At 58.4% G+C, this 16,130-nt stretch carries 18 protein-coding genes; 10 read left to right on the top strand and 8 right to left on the bottom strand.

All coding sequences use genetic code 11. The features are described 5' to 3' along the window. Positions 1–40: 40 nt before the first annotated feature. Entirely contained in the window at positions 41–628 is a 588-nt protein-coding gene (locus ACVWY8_RS11830) for a CPBP family intramembrane glutamic endopeptidase (RefSeq protein ID WP_414328684.1), read from the bottom strand. Positions 629–1,120: 492 nt separating this feature from the next. Between ACVWY8_RS11830 and ACVWY8_RS11825 the strand changes: the two genes are divergently transcribed. The 3 genes from ACVWY8_RS11825 to ACVWY8_RS11815 all read left to right on the top strand — a co-directional run bounded on the left by ACVWY8_RS11825 (position 1,121) and on the right by ACVWY8_RS11815 (position 3,068). Further along, positions 1,121–1,249, top strand: coding sequence for a hypothetical protein (locus tag ACVWY8_RS11825; RefSeq protein ID WP_414328685.1), 129 nt, complete (start codon positions 1,121–1,123; stop codon positions 1,247–1,249). A gap of 202 nt (positions 1,250–1,451) precedes the next feature. Continuing rightward, the gene (locus ACVWY8_RS11820; protein ID WP_457384643.1) at positions 1,452–1,985 is read left to right on the top strand and encodes a thermonuclease family protein; all 534 of its coding nucleotides are present in this window, start codon (positions 1,452–1,454) and stop codon (positions 1,983–1,985) included. Between the two features lie 384 nt (positions 1,986–2,369). After that, positions 2,370–3,068, top strand: coding sequence for a cofactor assembly of complex C subunit B (locus ACVWY8_RS11815; RefSeq protein WP_414355440.1), 699 nt, complete (start codon positions 2,370–2,372; stop codon positions 3,066–3,068). A 3-nt stretch (positions 3,069–3,071) separates the two neighbouring features. Here the strand turns inward: ACVWY8_RS11815 and bchI are convergent, their stop codons facing one another. After that, on the bottom strand, positions 3,072–4,130 hold the full coding sequence (gene bchI / locus ACVWY8_RS11810) for a magnesium chelatase ATPase subunit I (RefSeq protein ID WP_011431779.1): 1,059 nt from the start codon (positions 4,128–4,130) through the stop codon (positions 3,072–3,074). A 388-nt stretch (positions 4,131–4,518) separates the two neighbouring features. On the opposite strand from bchI, the gene ACVWY8_RS11805 reads away from it, so the two are divergent. Then, the gene (locus tag ACVWY8_RS11805) at positions 4,519–4,863 is read left to right on the top strand and encodes a DUF4168 domain-containing protein (protein ID WP_457397133.1); all 345 of its coding nucleotides are present in this window, start codon (positions 4,519–4,521) and stop codon (positions 4,861–4,863) included. Positions 4,864–4,951: 88 nt separating this feature from the next. Continuing rightward, a complete protein-coding gene (locus ACVWY8_RS11800) occupies positions 4,952–5,491 on the top strand; it encodes a DUF3611 family protein (protein WP_011431777.1) in 540 nt (179 codons plus the stop codon). A gap of 338 nt (positions 5,492–5,829) precedes the next feature. On the opposite strand, the gene ACVWY8_RS11795 is transcribed toward ACVWY8_RS11800, so the two are convergent. Both ACVWY8_RS11795 and psaK read right to left on the bottom strand, forming a co-directional pair. Next, positions 5,830–5,967 (bottom strand): photosystem II reaction center protein K, encoded by a 138-nt coding sequence (locus tag ACVWY8_RS11795; RefSeq protein WP_414332566.1) that lies wholly within the window; start codon positions 5,965–5,967, stop codon positions 5,830–5,832. A gap of 121 nt (positions 5,968–6,088) precedes the next feature. Further along, a complete protein-coding gene (gene psaK / locus ACVWY8_RS11790; protein WP_011431775.1) occupies positions 6,089–6,334 on the bottom strand; it encodes a photosystem I reaction center subunit PsaK in 246 nt (81 codons plus the stop codon). A gap of 357 nt (positions 6,335–6,691) precedes the next feature. On the opposite strand from psaK, the gene ACVWY8_RS11785 reads away from it, so the two are divergent. The 3 genes from ACVWY8_RS11785 (at position 6,692) to ACVWY8_RS11775 (ending at position 9,486) form a co-directional block, all read left to right on the top strand. Next, positions 6,692–7,663, top strand: coding sequence for a fatty acid desaturase (locus ACVWY8_RS11785; protein WP_457395111.1), 972 nt, complete (start codon positions 6,692–6,694; stop codon positions 7,661–7,663). Position 7,664: 1 nt separating this feature from the next. Continuing rightward, positions 7,665–8,546 (top strand): hypothetical protein, encoded by an 882-nt coding sequence (locus ACVWY8_RS11780; RefSeq protein ID WP_457395108.1) that lies wholly within the window; start codon positions 7,665–7,667, stop codon positions 8,544–8,546. 70 nt (positions 8,547–8,616) lie between these two features. Further along, positions 8,617–9,486 (top strand): SDH family Clp fold serine proteinase, encoded by an 870-nt coding sequence (locus ACVWY8_RS11775; RefSeq protein ID WP_414350282.1) that lies wholly within the window; start codon positions 8,617–8,619, stop codon positions 9,484–9,486. Here the strand turns inward: ACVWY8_RS11775 and ACVWY8_RS11770 are convergent. Further along, positions 9,478–10,158, bottom strand: a complete 681-nt coding sequence (locus ACVWY8_RS11770) for a J domain-containing protein (RefSeq protein ID WP_011431771.1) — start codon at positions 10,156–10,158, stop codon at positions 9,478–9,480. The two genes, ACVWY8_RS11775 and ACVWY8_RS11770, sit on opposite strands and share 9 nt — an antisense overlap. A gap of 79 nt (positions 10,159–10,237) precedes the next feature. Between ACVWY8_RS11770 and ACVWY8_RS11765 the strand changes: the two genes are divergently transcribed. Continuing rightward, positions 10,238–10,528, top strand: a complete 291-nt coding sequence (locus tag ACVWY8_RS11765) for a DUF3082 domain-containing protein (RefSeq protein ID WP_414408575.1) — start codon at positions 10,238–10,240, stop codon at positions 10,526–10,528. 61 nt (positions 10,529–10,589) lie between these two features. Here ACVWY8_RS11765 and sixA read toward each other — a convergent pair whose 3' ends face one another. From sixA to murA, 3 genes are all read right to left on the bottom strand, one after another. Then, positions 10,590–11,177, bottom strand: a complete 588-nt coding sequence (sixA, locus tag ACVWY8_RS11760) for a phosphohistidine phosphatase SixA (protein WP_457395105.1) — start codon at positions 11,175–11,177, stop codon at positions 10,590–10,592. A 137-nt stretch (positions 11,178–11,314) separates the two neighbouring features. Beyond that, positions 11,315–13,450: a lytic transglycosylase domain-containing protein gene (locus tag ACVWY8_RS11755; protein ID WP_457395102.1), complete on the bottom strand. Its 2,136-nt coding sequence runs from the start codon at positions 13,448–13,450 to the stop codon at positions 11,315–11,317. 185 nt (positions 13,451–13,635) lie between these two features. Beyond that, entirely contained in the window at positions 13,636–14,952 is a 1,317-nt protein-coding gene (gene murA / locus ACVWY8_RS11750; protein ID WP_414331363.1) for a UDP-N-acetylglucosamine 1-carboxyvinyltransferase, read from the bottom strand. Positions 14,953–15,297: 345 nt separating this feature from the next. Between murA and ACVWY8_RS11745 the strand changes: the two genes are divergently transcribed. Beyond that, positions 15,298–15,951 (top strand): DUF3386 domain-containing protein, encoded by a 654-nt coding sequence (locus tag ACVWY8_RS11745; RefSeq protein WP_414422439.1) that lies wholly within the window; start codon positions 15,298–15,300, stop codon positions 15,949–15,951. The last annotated feature ends 179 nt before the right edge of the window (positions 15,952–16,130 follow it).

The following is a 16,130-nucleotide window of genomic DNA, read 5'->3' as shown; positions in this document are numbered from 1 at the left end:
TTTCCCATAAGGGAAGAGGGGAGCAGGAAAACTGCATCCTTCAGGGCTCCGCTTGAGAGAAAAAGCATTTCCAGGCACAAACCCCAATCCAGTTGACAAGGGTGTGGGCGACAATGGTGACCAACAGGTTTCCCGACAGCCACAAGCCAATCCCCATGAGGATACCAACCCCGCTGGCCCAGACGGCATAGGGCCAGCCCTGCCATCCCAGCCAATGCAAGGCGCCAAACAAGAGGCCGCTCAGCAGGATCCCGCCTGTCCACCCTAAGGGGCTGGCCACCAGAGCTGACAGCAGCACACCGCGAAACAGCCATTCCTCGCTCCAGCCCGGCAGCAGGCCCACCCAAAGGATATCTCCCCACTGCAAGGGATCCGCCACCCAGTGTAAGTAGGCAGTGGCTGCCCGACGATAGGCTGGCCAGAGCCGGTAAACCCCGCCGCTGAGCAGAGCCACCCCCAGTCCCAGCCCTGCCCCCCACGCCAAGGCTAGGGGATCCCAGCGAAACGGCACGGGAAAGGAGGATCCCAGCCAGATCCAGAGACCCACAATGAGAGCCGAAAACAGGGTGGTGATGCCCATTCCATTCAAGATCTGTTCGCGTGTGCAGGGCTGAATCTGGGAAGTCATGGAGGGGATCCCTAGGCTTCGAACTCCGGAGGGTTAACAGCAGCTGCTGTTTTTATCATCGTTTATCTCAGCGGTCCTAGGTTCACGGCAGGTTGACAGCAGCTACAGAGCGTCCCTCAAAACTGCCTCAGCTTGTAAGCCAGCATGGATATGAGCCTTGAGTGTGACCAAAGGGACTCAATCGCCCCCTTGCTCTGTCTTCTGAGCCTCTGTGTAGCGCTTGATAACCTCTCCGGAAACTTGCCCCGCTGTACCCGCGTAGTAGCTTGGGTTCTACAAATAACCACCCCAGAGCCTCTTTTTGAGTTCAGAATGTCTCCCAAAGAGAGCAGGAGCCGTGGAACTTTTAATACCTTGGCAACGACCGCCGGAGCCGCCTTGGGAGAAGCAGAAAGAAAAACGTGATTCAAGGCTTAGAGTAGAGAAGGGCTTCCAAGCTTTTACCCTCAGCCCGGCTATACCCCGAATACCCACACCCGAGATGGGTGCAAAGTGCTCCGCACCACGGACGCGACCGAGCGGCGCATTCACCAAGCCATTCAAAACGCGCAGGCTCGCTTCGACAGCGACAAGTTCGCCGACAAATTTGCCCAGCAACTGCGGGGAGAGCCGGGGAACTGAAGAAAAGCGAGCAGGAATGGCTCAGTCGCCTGGGAACCTTGGGCAACCCAACCAACGGCGGATCTACTGCTGGCCAATTCAAATCTGCGGTGGGATTGTTTTCTGGAGAGTTGCCGCTACCATTACACTTTGAGCGTTGCCACCGGAAACTCCCCGGCGGGAAAAGAAGAGGGGGCTGCGTCCAAAGTGGGGGATTAAGGTCATGTTCCAGCGTATTGCTCTCGGCTCTGCTGCATTGGGATTGCTTCTGGCCATACCCGTCCTTCCCAGCCACGGGTTTGGAGAGCCCCGGGTCGTTCCCGATACCCCGTTCTACTTCGACAACCACCGCTTCGATCGCTACCCAGATGCGGTTGTGGTGCGGGTGGTCAACGGCGACACCCTAGTGGTGCAAATCGAAGGGGAACAGAAGATGCGCCTAATCCGGTTGGCCGGGATCGAGGGTCTCAGCCCGGAAGAAAACCCCTATTACCAGCAAGCCATTGAACTGATGCGGGAGCGCATCCTCTACCGCACCGTCAAGCTGGAAGGGGATAAGTTGCTGCGCAACGTAGATGCTACGGGCTTGGTGGAGGCCTATGTCTGGTTAGAAGGCCATCAGATGAACGCCATGTTGGTGCGCAATGGCCTGGCCCGTATCGTCCCCTACAGCCACAACATCAAGTACGACAGCTACTACGGTGGCCTACAGGAAAAAGCCCAGCAGGAGCGCCTTGGCATTTGGAGCCGTCTCTGAGTTGGCTTTATACTGAACTTCAGTTCTTTAATCTTCAAGGGAGCAGAGAGGAAAGAGCATGACTCTAGTCAATAATAAGCTCAACTATACTGAAAATAATGTATAATATGTTCAGTACGGATTACTACCAGTTGATCTTTCTGTTTACTTTCGAGTCTGCCAACATGGTAGCCAAAGCAAAGCAGAAAATTGGTAGTAAGACGACACGGAAACTGCGCTTTGGGTATTCTACTCAAAGGTTTGCGGGATACCGCCATTCTGTTTGGAAACAAACAGAATGCTATCGCTGCATAGTTGAACAGTGATGTTCAGCAGTGTTCAGCGTAAATGTATCAGCTTCTCCCTTCTCTCCCGTTACTTCCTCTAGGTTATGTCTAGCCTGCCTTGACGGTTGAACCCACTCCAGCCCCCAGGGATCCCAATCGCTGGGTGAGGCGGCTGCCTCTGGTGACCGGCCTTTTGGGCAGCGTCCTTTTGGTTATTAATCGACTGGCCTTTACGCCGGAATTGCTTACCAGCCAGTCCCGTTCAGATGCCTTGGGGATCCTCCTCAGCGCCGTTTTGATCCTGACCGGCCTGCTGTGGCAGCAGATCCAGCCTCTTCCACCCCAAACGGCCCCCCTGCAGGGGATCCCCGGCTGTGATTGGCATCCCGATCTTTCCGAAAGCGAGAAACTGGAGCTGGCTTGGGCCTCCCATACCCTGCTCAGCACCACCGCCGCCCGCACCGTGGTGATCTGGGTGGGTGGGCGAACCCTCCTGCAACGGGGGATCCTAGCCACCCCCGGCCAGATGCCCTCCATTCAGCCCAAGAGCGTTTTACAGCGGGTCTTGCAGACGGGGCGGCCCGTGTATTTGGTGGATCTCAAGCTGTTCCCGGCCCGCGCCGAGTTCGATGGCCTGTTGCCCCCCGGATCCCAGGCCGTGCTGTGCCAGCCCATCGGCCAGCGAGGGTGCTTGATTTTGGGGAGCGATACCCCACGCAGCTTCAGCCGGCAGGAGCAAACCTGGATTGCCGCCATTGCCGACAAGCTAGCAGCCACCCTACTCCCCTCTCCCCCTGGGAGAGGGGCTGGGGGGTGAGGGCTAGGCGGCGCTCTCCAAGCTCACCTGGAACACTTCGCTGAAGGCTTTTTCCACCTTGTAGCCCGAGTCGATGGTCTCCAGAGGATCCTTGCGCAGGCGGTGACGCAAACACAGGCTGATCACCCGACGGATATCGGCGACGGTGACCTCACTGCGCCCCTCTAGAGCTGCCAGGGCTTTGGCAGCCCGGTTGGTGACAATGTCTCCGCGCAGTCCATCCACCTCCAAAGCCGCACATACTCCGGAGATCTTCAAGCGCAAGTCGGGATCCACTGCCACGTTGGGCAAAAGATGTTGGGCTTTTTCGATGCGCTCCCGCAGGCGCTGCTGGGAATCGGCATACTTGGCCAAAAAAGCCTGGGGATCGGCGTCGAACTGGCTGCGCTCCTCCACGATCCGCACCCGCAGGGCAGCATCTCGCACCGTTTCGATCTGGACGAACATGCCAAAGCGATCCAGCAGTTGAGGCCGCAATTCCCCCTCTTCCGGGTTGCCGGATCCCACCAGCACAAACCGAGCCGGATGACGAATGGAAATGCCCTCCCGTTCCACGGTGTTCCAGCCTGAGGCCGCCGCATCCAGCAACACATCCACCAAGTGGTCATCCAGCAAGTTGACTTCATCCACGTAAAGGATGCCTCGATTGGCCTTGGCCAACAGCCCCGGCTCAAAAGCCTTCACCCCCTGAGCTAAGGCCCGCTCAATGTCGAGAGTGCCACACACTCGGTCTTCTGTTGCCCCCAAGGGCAGATCCACCATCGGCACCTGGATCCAAGTGCTTTCCAGCGTTTCTCCCGCCTGCAGGCGCTCCCACACTTGATCGCTCATCAAGTCCCGCTGCCGTGGGTGGCTGTTGAAGGGATCCCCTTTCACCACCTCGATCTGGGGCAGCAGGTCGGCCAAAGCGCGAATGGTGGTGGACTTGCCCGTGCCGCGATCCCCCATGATCAGCACTCCGCCAATGCGCGGGTCGATCACGTTGAGGAGCAAGGCCAATTTCATCTCCTCTTGGCCGACGATGGCCGTAAACGGGAAAACCGGGCGACGTTCCAAATGCATAGGGGCAATAACCAACAATTCATCCCCATTATCCCAGAGGCCACTCCCTTCTGGGTGTCAGATAGGCTGGAAAGGGACTGGAACTGGAACCTAAAGACCAGTTTTCGGTCAAATGGAAAAGCAAGCTCAGTTGTCAGCGTGGACGACGCCCTGGGCTTTCACAGAGAGGAGCAGATAGGATCGAAGCCCGCGGGGTTCATCAGAGTGTTGAACCGGCGTGGGGCCGAAAGCTCACAAAAACCCTAGGCAACCTGAGCAACAGTTGGCGGGTGGGGAGACATCAGCGGTGTCAGGCAAAGCAAGTCGGAGACGGTGGACGGCATTTCCAATCCAAAGCGTGGTCCAAAAAGGGCTGGTGGGTTTGATCTGGGTTTGCACTTGGATCCCTGTGCTGACTGTTTCTCTTGCCGTGGCTCAAACCCCCACCACCTCTGTGGTGTTGAGTGATGAGCAGGTGACGAGGTACGCCCGTATCGTCTTGGAGATGGAGCCCCACCGGCAAGAGGCCCAAAAGCGCTCCCAAGCCACGAACGACCCGGCCAGCAAAGATCAAATCCGGCGAGAATTCATCCGCACCGCGACCGAGATCATCACTCGCCACGGTATGACCGTGCCCGACTACAACCGCATTACACTCTTGATCCGCTCCGAAGAGGGCAAAGCTTTGAAACAGCGCATTGAGGCCGAAATTCTCCGCCTGCAAAGCGAGGATCCCCGACCGCCAGTCCGATAAAAGTGACTGGTAAAAGTGACTGGGGCCGGAGAATGAAGATAGGCTGGAAGCGAACGTTGGTGTTCATCCAGGCGAGCGGGGGAAAAAGATGAACGAGCCCATGTCGCCGTCAGTGCGGGCGGCTGTCGAGCGGATGAAGTCTCGCTTGCGCCTGACTCGTCGCTTCGGGTTTTGGTTCCAGGCGATCTTGGGGGCGACGGCGCTGCTGCTGTGGTTCGGCTTTTTAATCGGCCAAAATACCGTCTATCGAGATGACTCGCTGGGGGCTATCATCGCCTTCTGGTTCACCTTGTTTACATTGCTCACCCTGGCAGCCGGTCTATTTTTCAACTGGCGCTACTTGCTCCACGCGGAGCGCCGCTCAGCTTCTGCCGATGCCTTAAGCCAATTGGATCTGCCCAAGCAGTTGCAGTTGGTCACCTATATCAGCCTCATTGGGGCCTTCCTCGCTCTGATTGGTATGGAAGCCCAAGTGGGCGAGCTGTTGGCGCGCATGTTTTCCCGCACCCAGGCCAACCAGGTGACAGGAGTGCTGCTGCTGGCCGCCAACATCAACGTGACGTTTGCCCACTTCGTCTGCTTGGCAGGGGTTCTCTGGATTACCGGTGTCCTCGACCGCGAACCCTAGCGCCGGATCCCTGGCCCACCTTTGGGAGTCATGTGGACAGTGGCGAGACGGCTTGTTGTTTTTATAGTCGTTTACAGTCGTTCCAGTTCAGGGCAAGACACCTGAGCTACTGTTCGCGCTAGCGGGACGGAGTCCTTGAAAGGCCTTCTGGCACGGTGCATTTAACGTCTTAGGCGTGGGTGCAGTGTCCTAGTTTGAATCGAAATGACCATAAATGGGCAAAGCAAAGAGCCCCCAACTTGGGAGATAAGCTGGGGGAAGCCCTTTAGGTTTGCTTGAGTTTTCTCCAGACCACCCAGGCCTTTGAGACCTTTGCGACCTCAGTAAAAGCAATGGCTTTACTTAAAGCCCACTGCCGCTTGCCAGACAAAAGCCAGCAGGAAAAACAGAACAGGGATGATCGGCAAAATGTCGATCAGCGGGTCAAACAATTCATAGCCTTCCGGCAAACTGGCCAGGAGCACCATCGCTGACATAGCAACAAACCTCAGGGGAAAATGCGGCTGAAGAAACTGCTTCTTTCAGAATTAAAATAGAGCCTAACATCATCCAGCAGGGATCCGGACTAAGTTCAAGAAATGTAAAGGAAGTGGCGACCTAGAGAACGCCAATGTTAGAGAGACCCAAAACGACCCCCACTCCCAACAAATGGCCAAAGCTGGCAACCCCGATGACTTCTGGCCAGGTCATTCCCAGTACCGGCCCAGTCTCTGAGGCCACTCCAGAGGAGGATTTGAAGCTCAAGTAAGCCAGCCCTGTGCAGAGCAGAATGATCACGGCGTTCAGGGGGGACCAGGGGCTGGTTTGAGCGGTCAGAGCCAACAGCGCAACAACAGGCATCATGGTTTCCATCCTCAGCTCAGGTTAACCGACCCTTAGATTACCCCTCCTGCTGGGATCCCCTCGCAATCTGCACATGAATTGCAACAAAACCTCACACTACGGCTTTTCTCTGGCTTCAGGGGCAGTTTGCCGTTGCCGGGATCCTTCAGGAATCCTTGGCCAGGAGAGGAAGGTGCCCCCATGGCTGGGGTTGTGAGGAAAATAAGGCTTGGGCTGAGAAGCTGGGCAGGTCTCTGCCGTATACTAACGAAAGTTAACAAACTTATCTCTTCGATCTCTTTTCGGTGTGATGACTGGGACGCGCTGCCTCGACCCATCCTCTCTGTCTGCACTGTGCGCACCTAAGGATGGCTGCCGATGACTGTTGCTGCTACTGCTGAACCAGCCCAAAAACCTTTCGCATTGCCTCGTGAGCTGTTGGGGCCACCCTCGGAATTTTGGAATCCCACCTTGCTGATGTTTTTGGCTGCGGTGGTGCTTTCGGCCTCTTGCTTTGGCGGGTACGCCTTTTGGCACTGGCCCAAATGGATGGTGTTCTGGCTCAATTTTGTGGCCCTCTATGTTCTGGGCACGGTGATTCACGATGCTTCCCATGGCTCGGCCCACCGCAACCGCTTTCTGAACGAGGCGCTCGGACACGGCTCTGCCCTGTTGCAGGGTTTTGTCTATCCCGTCTTTAAGCGGGTACACATGCAGCACCACGCCCACGTCAACCATCCTGAAGACGATCCCGATCACTATGTCTCAACGGGAGGGCCGCTGTGGCTGATCGCGCCGCGGTTTTTCTACCATGAGGTGTTTTTCTTTAAGCGGCAGCTCTGGCGGAAAGGTCGCTGGGATCTGCTGGAGTGGGGCTTGAGTCGGCTGGTGGTAGTCTTGACCTTTGGTCTGGCCGGTTACTTCGGCTACACTGACTACATCATGAACTATTGGCTACCCCCTGCCTTCATCATGGGGTTCTTGTTGGGCTTGTTTTTTGACTACCTGCCCCATCGCCCTTTTCAATCCCAAGAGCGGTGGTACAATGCCCGCGTCTATCCCGGATGGCTGACCAACATTCTGCTGTTGGGGCAAAACTATCACCTGATCCACCATCTCTGGCCTTCTGTTCCCTGGTACAAATACCAAGCAGCCTACTGGGCAGCCAAACCTGAGCTGGACGTGCGCAACTGCCAGCAAACGCTGGGGATCTGGGAGAAGGGAGAGTTTTGGGGCTTTTTGTACGATGCTCTGATCGGTCTGCACTGGCACAAGCCCACTTCAGCTCACCCCGCTGCGCCAGCCAATCCAGAATCGGAGGGATCCCCTGCGGATCCACAGCCCGGCTAGCATGGTTTGGCCAACGCTGCAAGTCCCGCAGGTGCTGCTGTTTGTGGAAGCGGCCAGCCTGTTGCAGGACTCTAGCCAGGTTTTGTTGCAGGCCGGTCGGGCAACGGCAGATTTGCCGGAGTTGATTGCAGAAGCGCAGGCGCGGGCCGAAGTCCAGGTGCAGCTCCTTGGGATCCCCGCAGACTTGCGGGCACAGGTGCGAGGGATCCTCAGGTTGACCTCGCCCCAAGAGGTGCTGGCCTACTTGCAGGACTTGCTGGACAGGGGATCTGGCCCGGATTTGGAAGCCTTTTTGGAGCAGGCGGGATCCGCCTCTACAGTGCTGCGCTTCCCCCCCCTGTTGGTGGGGGCTGTGGCTCTGCAGGTGTTGCTGGAGCGGTTGGACTTTTCTCCAGAAGAGCGGGCTGTGGTGCAAGCCCAACGGGATCAATGGGAACAGGCCCTGGCGGAATTGGCCATCCACCACAGGGTTTCCCCAGAGCCGCTGCAGGCTGCTGCCGAGACGGTGCTGCGGGCGGCTTCAGCAGAGGAGCTGCTGCAACTGGGGCAGGATCTCCTTCAAGATCTCCAAGATCTCGATGTTGCTGATTCTGAGCCAGAAGCCGAGCCTCAGGTGGAATTGGCGGGGCCTCTGCTGTTCATGATGGTGGCGGATTACCTGCTGGCCCAAACGGAGTATCCGCTGACCCCGGAGCAGCGGCTGGACTTGCAAACCAATCGCGCCGCGGCAGAAACCCGCTACTTGGCCATGCAAAAGTTGGGCCGCATTGAAAACTTGGCGGAGCAGCAGGCTTATATTCGATCCTGGATTGACCAAGCTTCCGTACCGGATTTGCTGCAGGCTTTGGATCGCTTTTTTGCGGCGTCTGAACCCAACTCATGAGGCTCAGGGATCGCCGAAGATTTTGGATCCCCTATGCTGGAGTCAAAGGGATCCCACTTGAGGTGTGAAAGTGGACTGGGGCAGCCTGTTCTGGATTTTTCTGATCTTCAGCTCTTTGCAACCTCTGCTGAACCGTCGTGCCCAAGAGTTCCGGCGCTTGATGGCCATTCGGGAGTTGGAGCAAAAGCGGGGCAGCCGGGTGATTCTGCTCATTCACCGCCAGGAGTCGATCAGTTTTTTGGGGATCCCGGTTTCCCGCTACATCAGCATCGAGGACTCCGAGCAGGTATTGCGGGCGATTCGCCTCACTCCACCCAATACCCCGATTGATTTGATTTTGCATACCCCCGGTGGCCTGGTGCTGGCTACGGAGCAAATTGCCCGCGCCTTGATCCGCCATCCGGCAAAAGTGACAGTGTTTGTGCCCCACTACGCCATGTCGGGGGGGACGATGCTGGCCCTGGCCGCCGACGAAATCGTCATGGATGCCAATGCAGTCCTGGGGCCGGTGGATCCACAGTTGGGGGGGTATGCTGCCGCCAGTATTCTGCAGGTGGTGGCGGATAAACCCATTGCCGAAATCGATGACCAAACCTTGATCCTGGCAGATCTGGCCCGCAAAGCGATGCAACAGGTACAGAACTTCGTGCGGGATCTCCTGAAGGACGATGTGCCCAAGCGCAAAATTGCCCCCGAACGCATCGAGCCCCTCATCCAGTACCTAACCAGTGGACAAGTTACCCACGACTACCCGATCACTGCCGAAGAAGCCCAAAGGTTGGGCCTGCCCATTTCTACTGAGTTGCCACCCCAAATCTATGCCCTGATGGACTTGTACCCACAGGCCACCATGGGCCGCCCTTCCGTGCAGTACATCCCCATCCCCTATGATCCTCGCCCCTCTCTGCCCAGGGGGGGATCCCGCTCTGGCTTAGGGTGAACTCTTGGCGTAAGCTTCCATAGCTTCCAGGCGCAGCCCCCCTGCCCGGCGAAACAGCTCTTGTCCGGTGTGCAGATGGCGGTCGTCGAAGTTCAGGGGGAAATACTGCAGCTCCTCTAGAGCGTCCTCTAGGTGGTTGAGGGCGTAGTAGAGGCGAGAAGCCACTCCCCCCAGGCTGCTGGGATTGGGGAGGCGGCCAAAGATCTGCTGGGCTTGGGCCAGTTTCTGCGCACACTCTTCCAGATAGTCAGCAAAAGACTGCAACAGGTTGGGATCAAAGGGATCCGCCGCCAAAGCATGCAACTGAGGCTCTAGGGAAGACAGCAGGGGCCCCAAAACTCGGTTTAGGGGGGTGTAGACCTGTTGGATCCAGGCTGCGCGGGCGATGGCTTCGTGGCTGACGGTTTCATGGGGAGATCCCCTCGGCTGAGGGCAGGGTGAGGTGCGGCTGGAGTGCAATTGCCGGTCGTAGTCGCGGCGAGATTGCGGATCTTTGAGCACCGCGTAGGCAGCGTTGATCTGGCGGATGCGCTCAGAGGTGGCCCGATCTTTTTTGGCCAGCAGGCTGTCGGGATGGTGGTACTTGACCAAACGACGGTAGGCAGACTTGATCTCCTCCGCCGTCGCCGCCACGGAAACGCCCAAAACTTCGTAATGGGATCCGCTCTCCATACTCCCCAGGCCTGCCGGAAAGAAACTTCCATATTCTACCTGCAGCCTAGAATAAAGGTGAGTTTTCCGGTGCTGCCCCATGTCTTCTTCTCCACAGGGATCCCCCCATCCTTTCAGTGCCCTCTTGGGGGCCGCCATCGCCGTCAGTTTGGGCTACGGGTTCTTTCAACTGCTGCTCTCGATGTTGGCCAAGTTGCCGCCAATTGAGGTGGAGATTGGATCGTTGGCCCGCGGAATCAGCATTCTGGTGCGCTACCTGCTGGTCGGTTCCGTTTCCCTGATTGCCTTCATGTTTGCCATGGTGGGGTTGGGGCTGGCGGCCTATTGTGTGCAATTGCTGGGAGAGCGGCTGACCTCCTCTCAGCGCTGAACCTAGGGGCACAACCTCTGGCCGACTCGTTGGGCGTTTATCATGATGAGCCAGCTTCTTCTCAGCGCAGCACCACCTTGGGGGAGAGCAACAAAGTCAGGGATCCCTGGCGGTAGTCAATCCGGCCTTCGGCAAAGCGCACTTGGGCTAGGCCCGCTTTTTTGAGGGTGATCGCGTGGGCGTTGGCCGGGTTTAGACCAACAGCCGCTTGTACCCACAGGCTCAGATCCGGCTGGTGACCGACCAGAGCCAAAGACGCCAGAGGTTCCCGCTCTGCTTGCCAGCGCACCAGGTCAGCAAAACTGCCCCCCGGAGCCAGCGGTTCAAACACCTCCACAGCTTCGGCCAGGTTCTCGTCCAAAAAGATCTCAGCGGTCTGTCGAGCCCTCACCAAGGGACTGGTGAGCAGGAGATCCCACCTCCAGCCCATGTTCTTGAGCTGGCGGGCAACCTTGCGGCAACGCTTGCGACCTTCGTCTGTAAGGGCCCGAAAGGCATCCTCGACTTCTGGCCGGGGTTCCTCGGCTATGCCATGGCGAATAAAATCCACAGCCAGCTCCTGTCGGGCAGTCTGCTTTTCTGCCGCCCCCTGATAGTGCTCCGCACCGCTAACGCAAACGCCCTCCTGTTGTTCAAACCCAGAGACCATAGAACCCCGTCCTGTCAGCGCGAACGGCACTGTCAAATCTTGACTGCCAAATCTTGGAATAACTGTAACTCTCCCAGAATACTGTGGGAAAAAAGCCCACTCCCTCTACGGCAGCACTCCCGCGACAAAACCGGAAGTCATGAAGAAGACGAGGGGTTATGCAGTCGCTGGCTGACCAGAGTGCGCCCCTCCTGGGTGTAGAGCTGCCAGTAGTTCCAGTAGTTGCCAAACACGGACTTCACATAGCCCCGGGTTTCGGGGAAGGGGATCTGCTCCACAAACACGTCCGGATCCTCGAAGCCAAAGCGGTTCAGCCATCTGGCCACGTTGCCGGGGCCACCGTTGTAGCTGGCCAGGGCCAGCAAGGTGTTGTCTTGGTAAGTGCGGTGGGTGTAGTCGAAGTACCAGGATCCCAGGTAGAGATTGTCGGCGGGGTTGGTGAGGCTGTACTGGGCCAGGCCGATCTGCTGGGCAATCCAGCGGCCAGTAGCGGGCATCACCTGCATCAAGCCCAAAGCCCCCGAGGCCGAGACGATCTCTGGCTCAAAGCGGGATTCCTGCCGGATCAGAGCCGCCACCATCAAGGGATTGAGGTTAAATTGCCGTGACCAGTGGGCCAAGCCGGGTTGGGCGTAGGGATCCCCGCTCCAGGAATTGTCGGGGCCCGCATAGTAGTGCAGCGGATAGATGGCCTGCCAAAAATCTTGGCGCTGCCTCAACGTCTCCAGCAGGGGATCCGGCTCTTCGCTGAAGCGCAAAGCAGCCACCTGGTTAATGCCCCGCAGGTGATCTCCGGCGCTGTTGCGCAAAATGCCCGTGACAAAGCGCTCGGCAACGCTCATCTGGCGGGGATCCCGCTGCACCGGAGTTTCGCCCTGCCAGCGTTCCCAGGCCAGTTGGCTGGCTCCCATCAAATGCAGGGTTTGCGTAACTGCAGAGACCCCTGGCAACGGTTGGCGCACCGGCTGAAAATCCACCTCAACCCTTTTGCGCCCGCTGTAGAAATCCCCCACCGGCCAGCCCAGTTGCACTGCCGACCGCCAGCCGTAGTAGGTGTGGGGAAACTGACGCAGTACCTGCCGATAGGTCTGCCGAGCTGCAGCCACATCCCCCTGCTGTTCCCGCCATTTGCCCGCCCAGTAGAGCAGTTGTGCCCCCATTTCTGTATCCCGCTGGGCGGATCCGATCTGTTGGGCCAGGGCGATGGCTTGGCTGAGATTGCCTGCTTGTGCTTGGCTCCAGGCCACCGTCCAGGCGGCATTGGCTGCAGCTTCGCTGGCCGGAAAGCGATCCCAAAGGGCTTGCCGAGTAGCCTGGGCCGATTGGGGGCTGGCGTTGCGATCGTAAAGCTGGCTGAGGCTAAGCAACGCCTCTGGAGCTTCTTTATCTGAGCCGGCTCCCACCTGTCGAAGCAAGTCGATCGCCGTCGGCAGGTCGCTCAGTTCCGCCAAACGGCGGCGGGTGAGAGAAGCCTCTGGCCCATCGGGAAACTGTGCCAGCAGCACTTGGTAAGCCGCTTTGGCCTGGGGAAACTCCCGCGAGATCTGGTGGCTGCGGCCCCAGCGGTAGAGGTTCTGAGAGGTGGCGGGGGCACGTCCATAGGCCCGGGCAGCTTTGCCGTACTCCCGTTGCTCCCAGTAGGCATCGGCGAGGATCTGCCAGTCGGAAGCCGTGAGGGATCCCTCCTGAGCCTGCCGCCAGCGATCCAGCAGCGGCGTTAGCCCAGGGGTTTGCGGGTGATGTTGGGCCAAATCCCGCAGCAGGTCATAGCGGTCGGGGTTCAGCTCTAGCAAATGCTTGAGGGCACGTCCAGTCAGCGGGTGGGTGGGAAATTGCTGCCGCAGCCGATCCACCTGGCCCATCCCCCAGAGGGCGTAGGCAGCGACAGGGCTGTGGGGATATTCCTGCAAAATCTTGGGCCACCAGATCCCTTGGGCTGTTTCCTTATCCTGCAACTGTTCATAGGCTTGGGCCCTGAGCTTCCAAATCTCTTCCCTCAAAACCGGCAGGCTCTCTTCCAGCCCTTGCAAATCCTTCAAGGCAGATTGCGCTTGGCCGGCTTGCAGCGCTGCGTAGGCCCGCAGAAAGGCCGTTGTGGAAGTTTGAGGCAGTTGCGCCGGATCCCTGCCTTCTCGTGCAGAGGCCACCTCCGCGGTTTCTGCCCAGGATGAGGTGTAGAAGCCCCAGACAGCTCCACCCAGAGCCGCTCCTGCTGCCAGCACACCGGCAGCCCATCTTGTCCAGCGTCGTTGGCTGCTTGTCAGGATCCCCATGCTTTACCTCCCCACCACCTCTGAACTAAGATACTCAACCCGACTGCGTTGAGTCACCAGACAACTCGATACTTGCGAAACGGCTGGAAAGCTCACCCAGCAAGCGGTCGCCGCGCATTGTGGCCAGGCGATAGGCAGGGAGAGATGCAACGATTTCTTCAAACTTCAAACGGCGGTGAAACGGCTCATTTCCCCAATTGCGCTGTCGGGCTTTCGCTGCGGTACACCTTGGCCCCGACACTGCGCAGCTTTTCATCAATGGCTTCGTAGCCCCGGTCGATGTAGTGCAATCCGTGGATCGTGGAGCAGCCTTCAGCCGCCAGACCGGCCAACACCAGGGCCGCACCCGCCCGCAGGTCGGTAGCCACCACCGGAGCGCCGGAAAGGGACGGCACCCCTCGGATCAGGGCCACTCGGTTCTTCAGGCGAATATCGGCTCCCATGCGGTTGAGCTCGGGAATGTGGTGCATGCGGTTTTCAAACACTGTCTCCTCAATGGTGCAACTGCCCTCGCTCAAGGCGGCCAAGGCCATGATCGGCGCCTGCACATCGGTGGGGAAACCGGGATAGGGCAGCGTTTGAATATCGGTTGCCTGACACAGCCAGCCTGAGCTCAGTTGAGCCGGGGCAATGCGCAGCCGGTTTGGGCCTTCCTCTTCCACCCGCAGCCCCATCGCTTGCAACTTGGCGATCACCGCCCGCAGATGATCGGGAATGACAGGGCCAACCGTGAGGTGAGAGCGGGTAATGGCCCCGGCAATGAGATAGGTGCTGGCCTCAATGCGGTCGGGAATGACCGTGTACTCTGTTCCATGCAAGCGGGGCACCCCTACCACCACAACCGTATTGGTGCCGACACCGCGAATGCGGGCCCCCATGGCTTGACAAAAGCGGGCCAGATCCGCCACCTCCGGCTCTTGGGCGGCGTTCTCGATCACCGTTTCTCCATCCGCCAGCGTAGCGGCCATCATCAAGGTCTCGGTGGCACCGACGCTGGGATAGTCCAGGTAAATTCGGGTTCCCAACAGTTTACGGGCATAGGCATGAACCACCCCATGCTCGATTTGGACCGTCGCCCCCAAGGCTTGTAGACCCCGCACATGCAGATCCACGGGACGAGACCCAATCGCACAGCCACCGGGCAGGGGAACTCTGGCCACCCCCAGCCGCGCCAACAGAGGCCCTATGATGAAAAAGCTGGCCCGCAACTGGCTGACCAATTCATAAGGGGCTTGAGAGGTTTTGAGGGAGCTGGCATCCAGGTCCAGGGTATTGCCAACATGGGAAACCTTAACTCCCAGCGTGGCCAGGATCTGTCCCATGCGTTCAATGTCCAGCAGACGGGGCACATTGTGAATTCGACAAGCCTCAGGAGCCAAGATGGCCCCGGCCATCAGCGCCAAGGCAGAGTTTTTCGCCCCGCCAATAGGGATGTGGCCACTCAGGGTCTGCTTGCCAATGATTTTCAGCACTGGCCCCATCATCTCTGGCGCGGTTGCCATGCCGGTCTGGGGCGGCGTCAGGCCAGGCTCTAGGGGATCCGCCCCGCTGACGCGATTGTCAAAACCTTTCAATCTCCCTCCTCACCCACAAAAAATAGGCGAACCCTTCTCAGAGAATACTCTGGGGATCACAGCAGCGGCTAAACTCGCAAGCCAAATTGGGTGTGAGGAAGAAGTTCCCATGGCTGTGCTTCTATCCTGCAGCAGCGGACAGGGGAGCGGCTAGGCCAGTTCACCAGATGCAGGCTCTCAGCGAAGGCAACTGGGGGGCAGCCCAACAGCAGGGGGCGGTATGATGGATGCTCAGGGGAAGTGCTTGCAAGGAAAACAGGAAGGAGACAGCCGATGATCGCCACTCAAGTCTCTGCCCAAGAGTTGTTTCGGGCCGCCTATGAAAACCGCTACACCTGGGATCCCGCTTTCCCGGGCTACAGCGCCGAGGTCACCTATTGGGATGGGGAGCGCACATTCGTTGGGCAGGTGCGAGTGGGGGCAGACCTAAAGGCCACTGTTACCGGCGTAGAAGATGAGGAAGCTCGAAAAGCCATTCACAACCAACTTTGGGAGATTGCCATTCACCGGGTGCGCCGCAGCTTCGACGAGACCCATGGGAACAACACCTTCCGTTACGGCCAAACCCTGCCCGATGGCACAGTAGAGATCCTGGTGGGGGGCAAAGCCGAAGGGGATCGCTACCACGTGCGCGATAACCAGGTTACTATGGTGCATCGGCATATCCACGGAGTGGTGGTTACCATCCACACCTTCAGCAGCCACGATACCGGCGAAGGCTATCTTTCCCACCGCTACGATTCCGTCTATCACGATCCCCAAACGGGCGAGCAAAAGGGCGGGCGCAGCCAATTCGAGGATCTGTACACAAAAGTGGGCAAGTATTACATCCTCTCGGAGCGGCGTATCCAGACCGAGACGGAAACCGGCCCTGTGGAGAAGCGCTTCACCTTCAGCAACTTGACCTTGCTAGACGTTGGGGCGTGAGCGACCCGGCATTGACCCCAGCAGGGTAGAGGGCCGGCTCTCCCATTCGTCATTGTTGGGCAGCTACCGGGAGGCTGAGTTCACGCCCTTCTTGGCGGCCAAGCCTTTCTCGATAACGGGAAAGCCGATCTGTAGGCTTTCAAGCTTTGTTGCAGAACGATCCTCCCGGTTAGAAAAAG

It is taken from the genome of Thermostichus sp. OS-CIW-32 (genome assembly GCF_054060415.1).
This window is presented reverse-complemented; position numbering and strand designations above follow the sequence as displayed.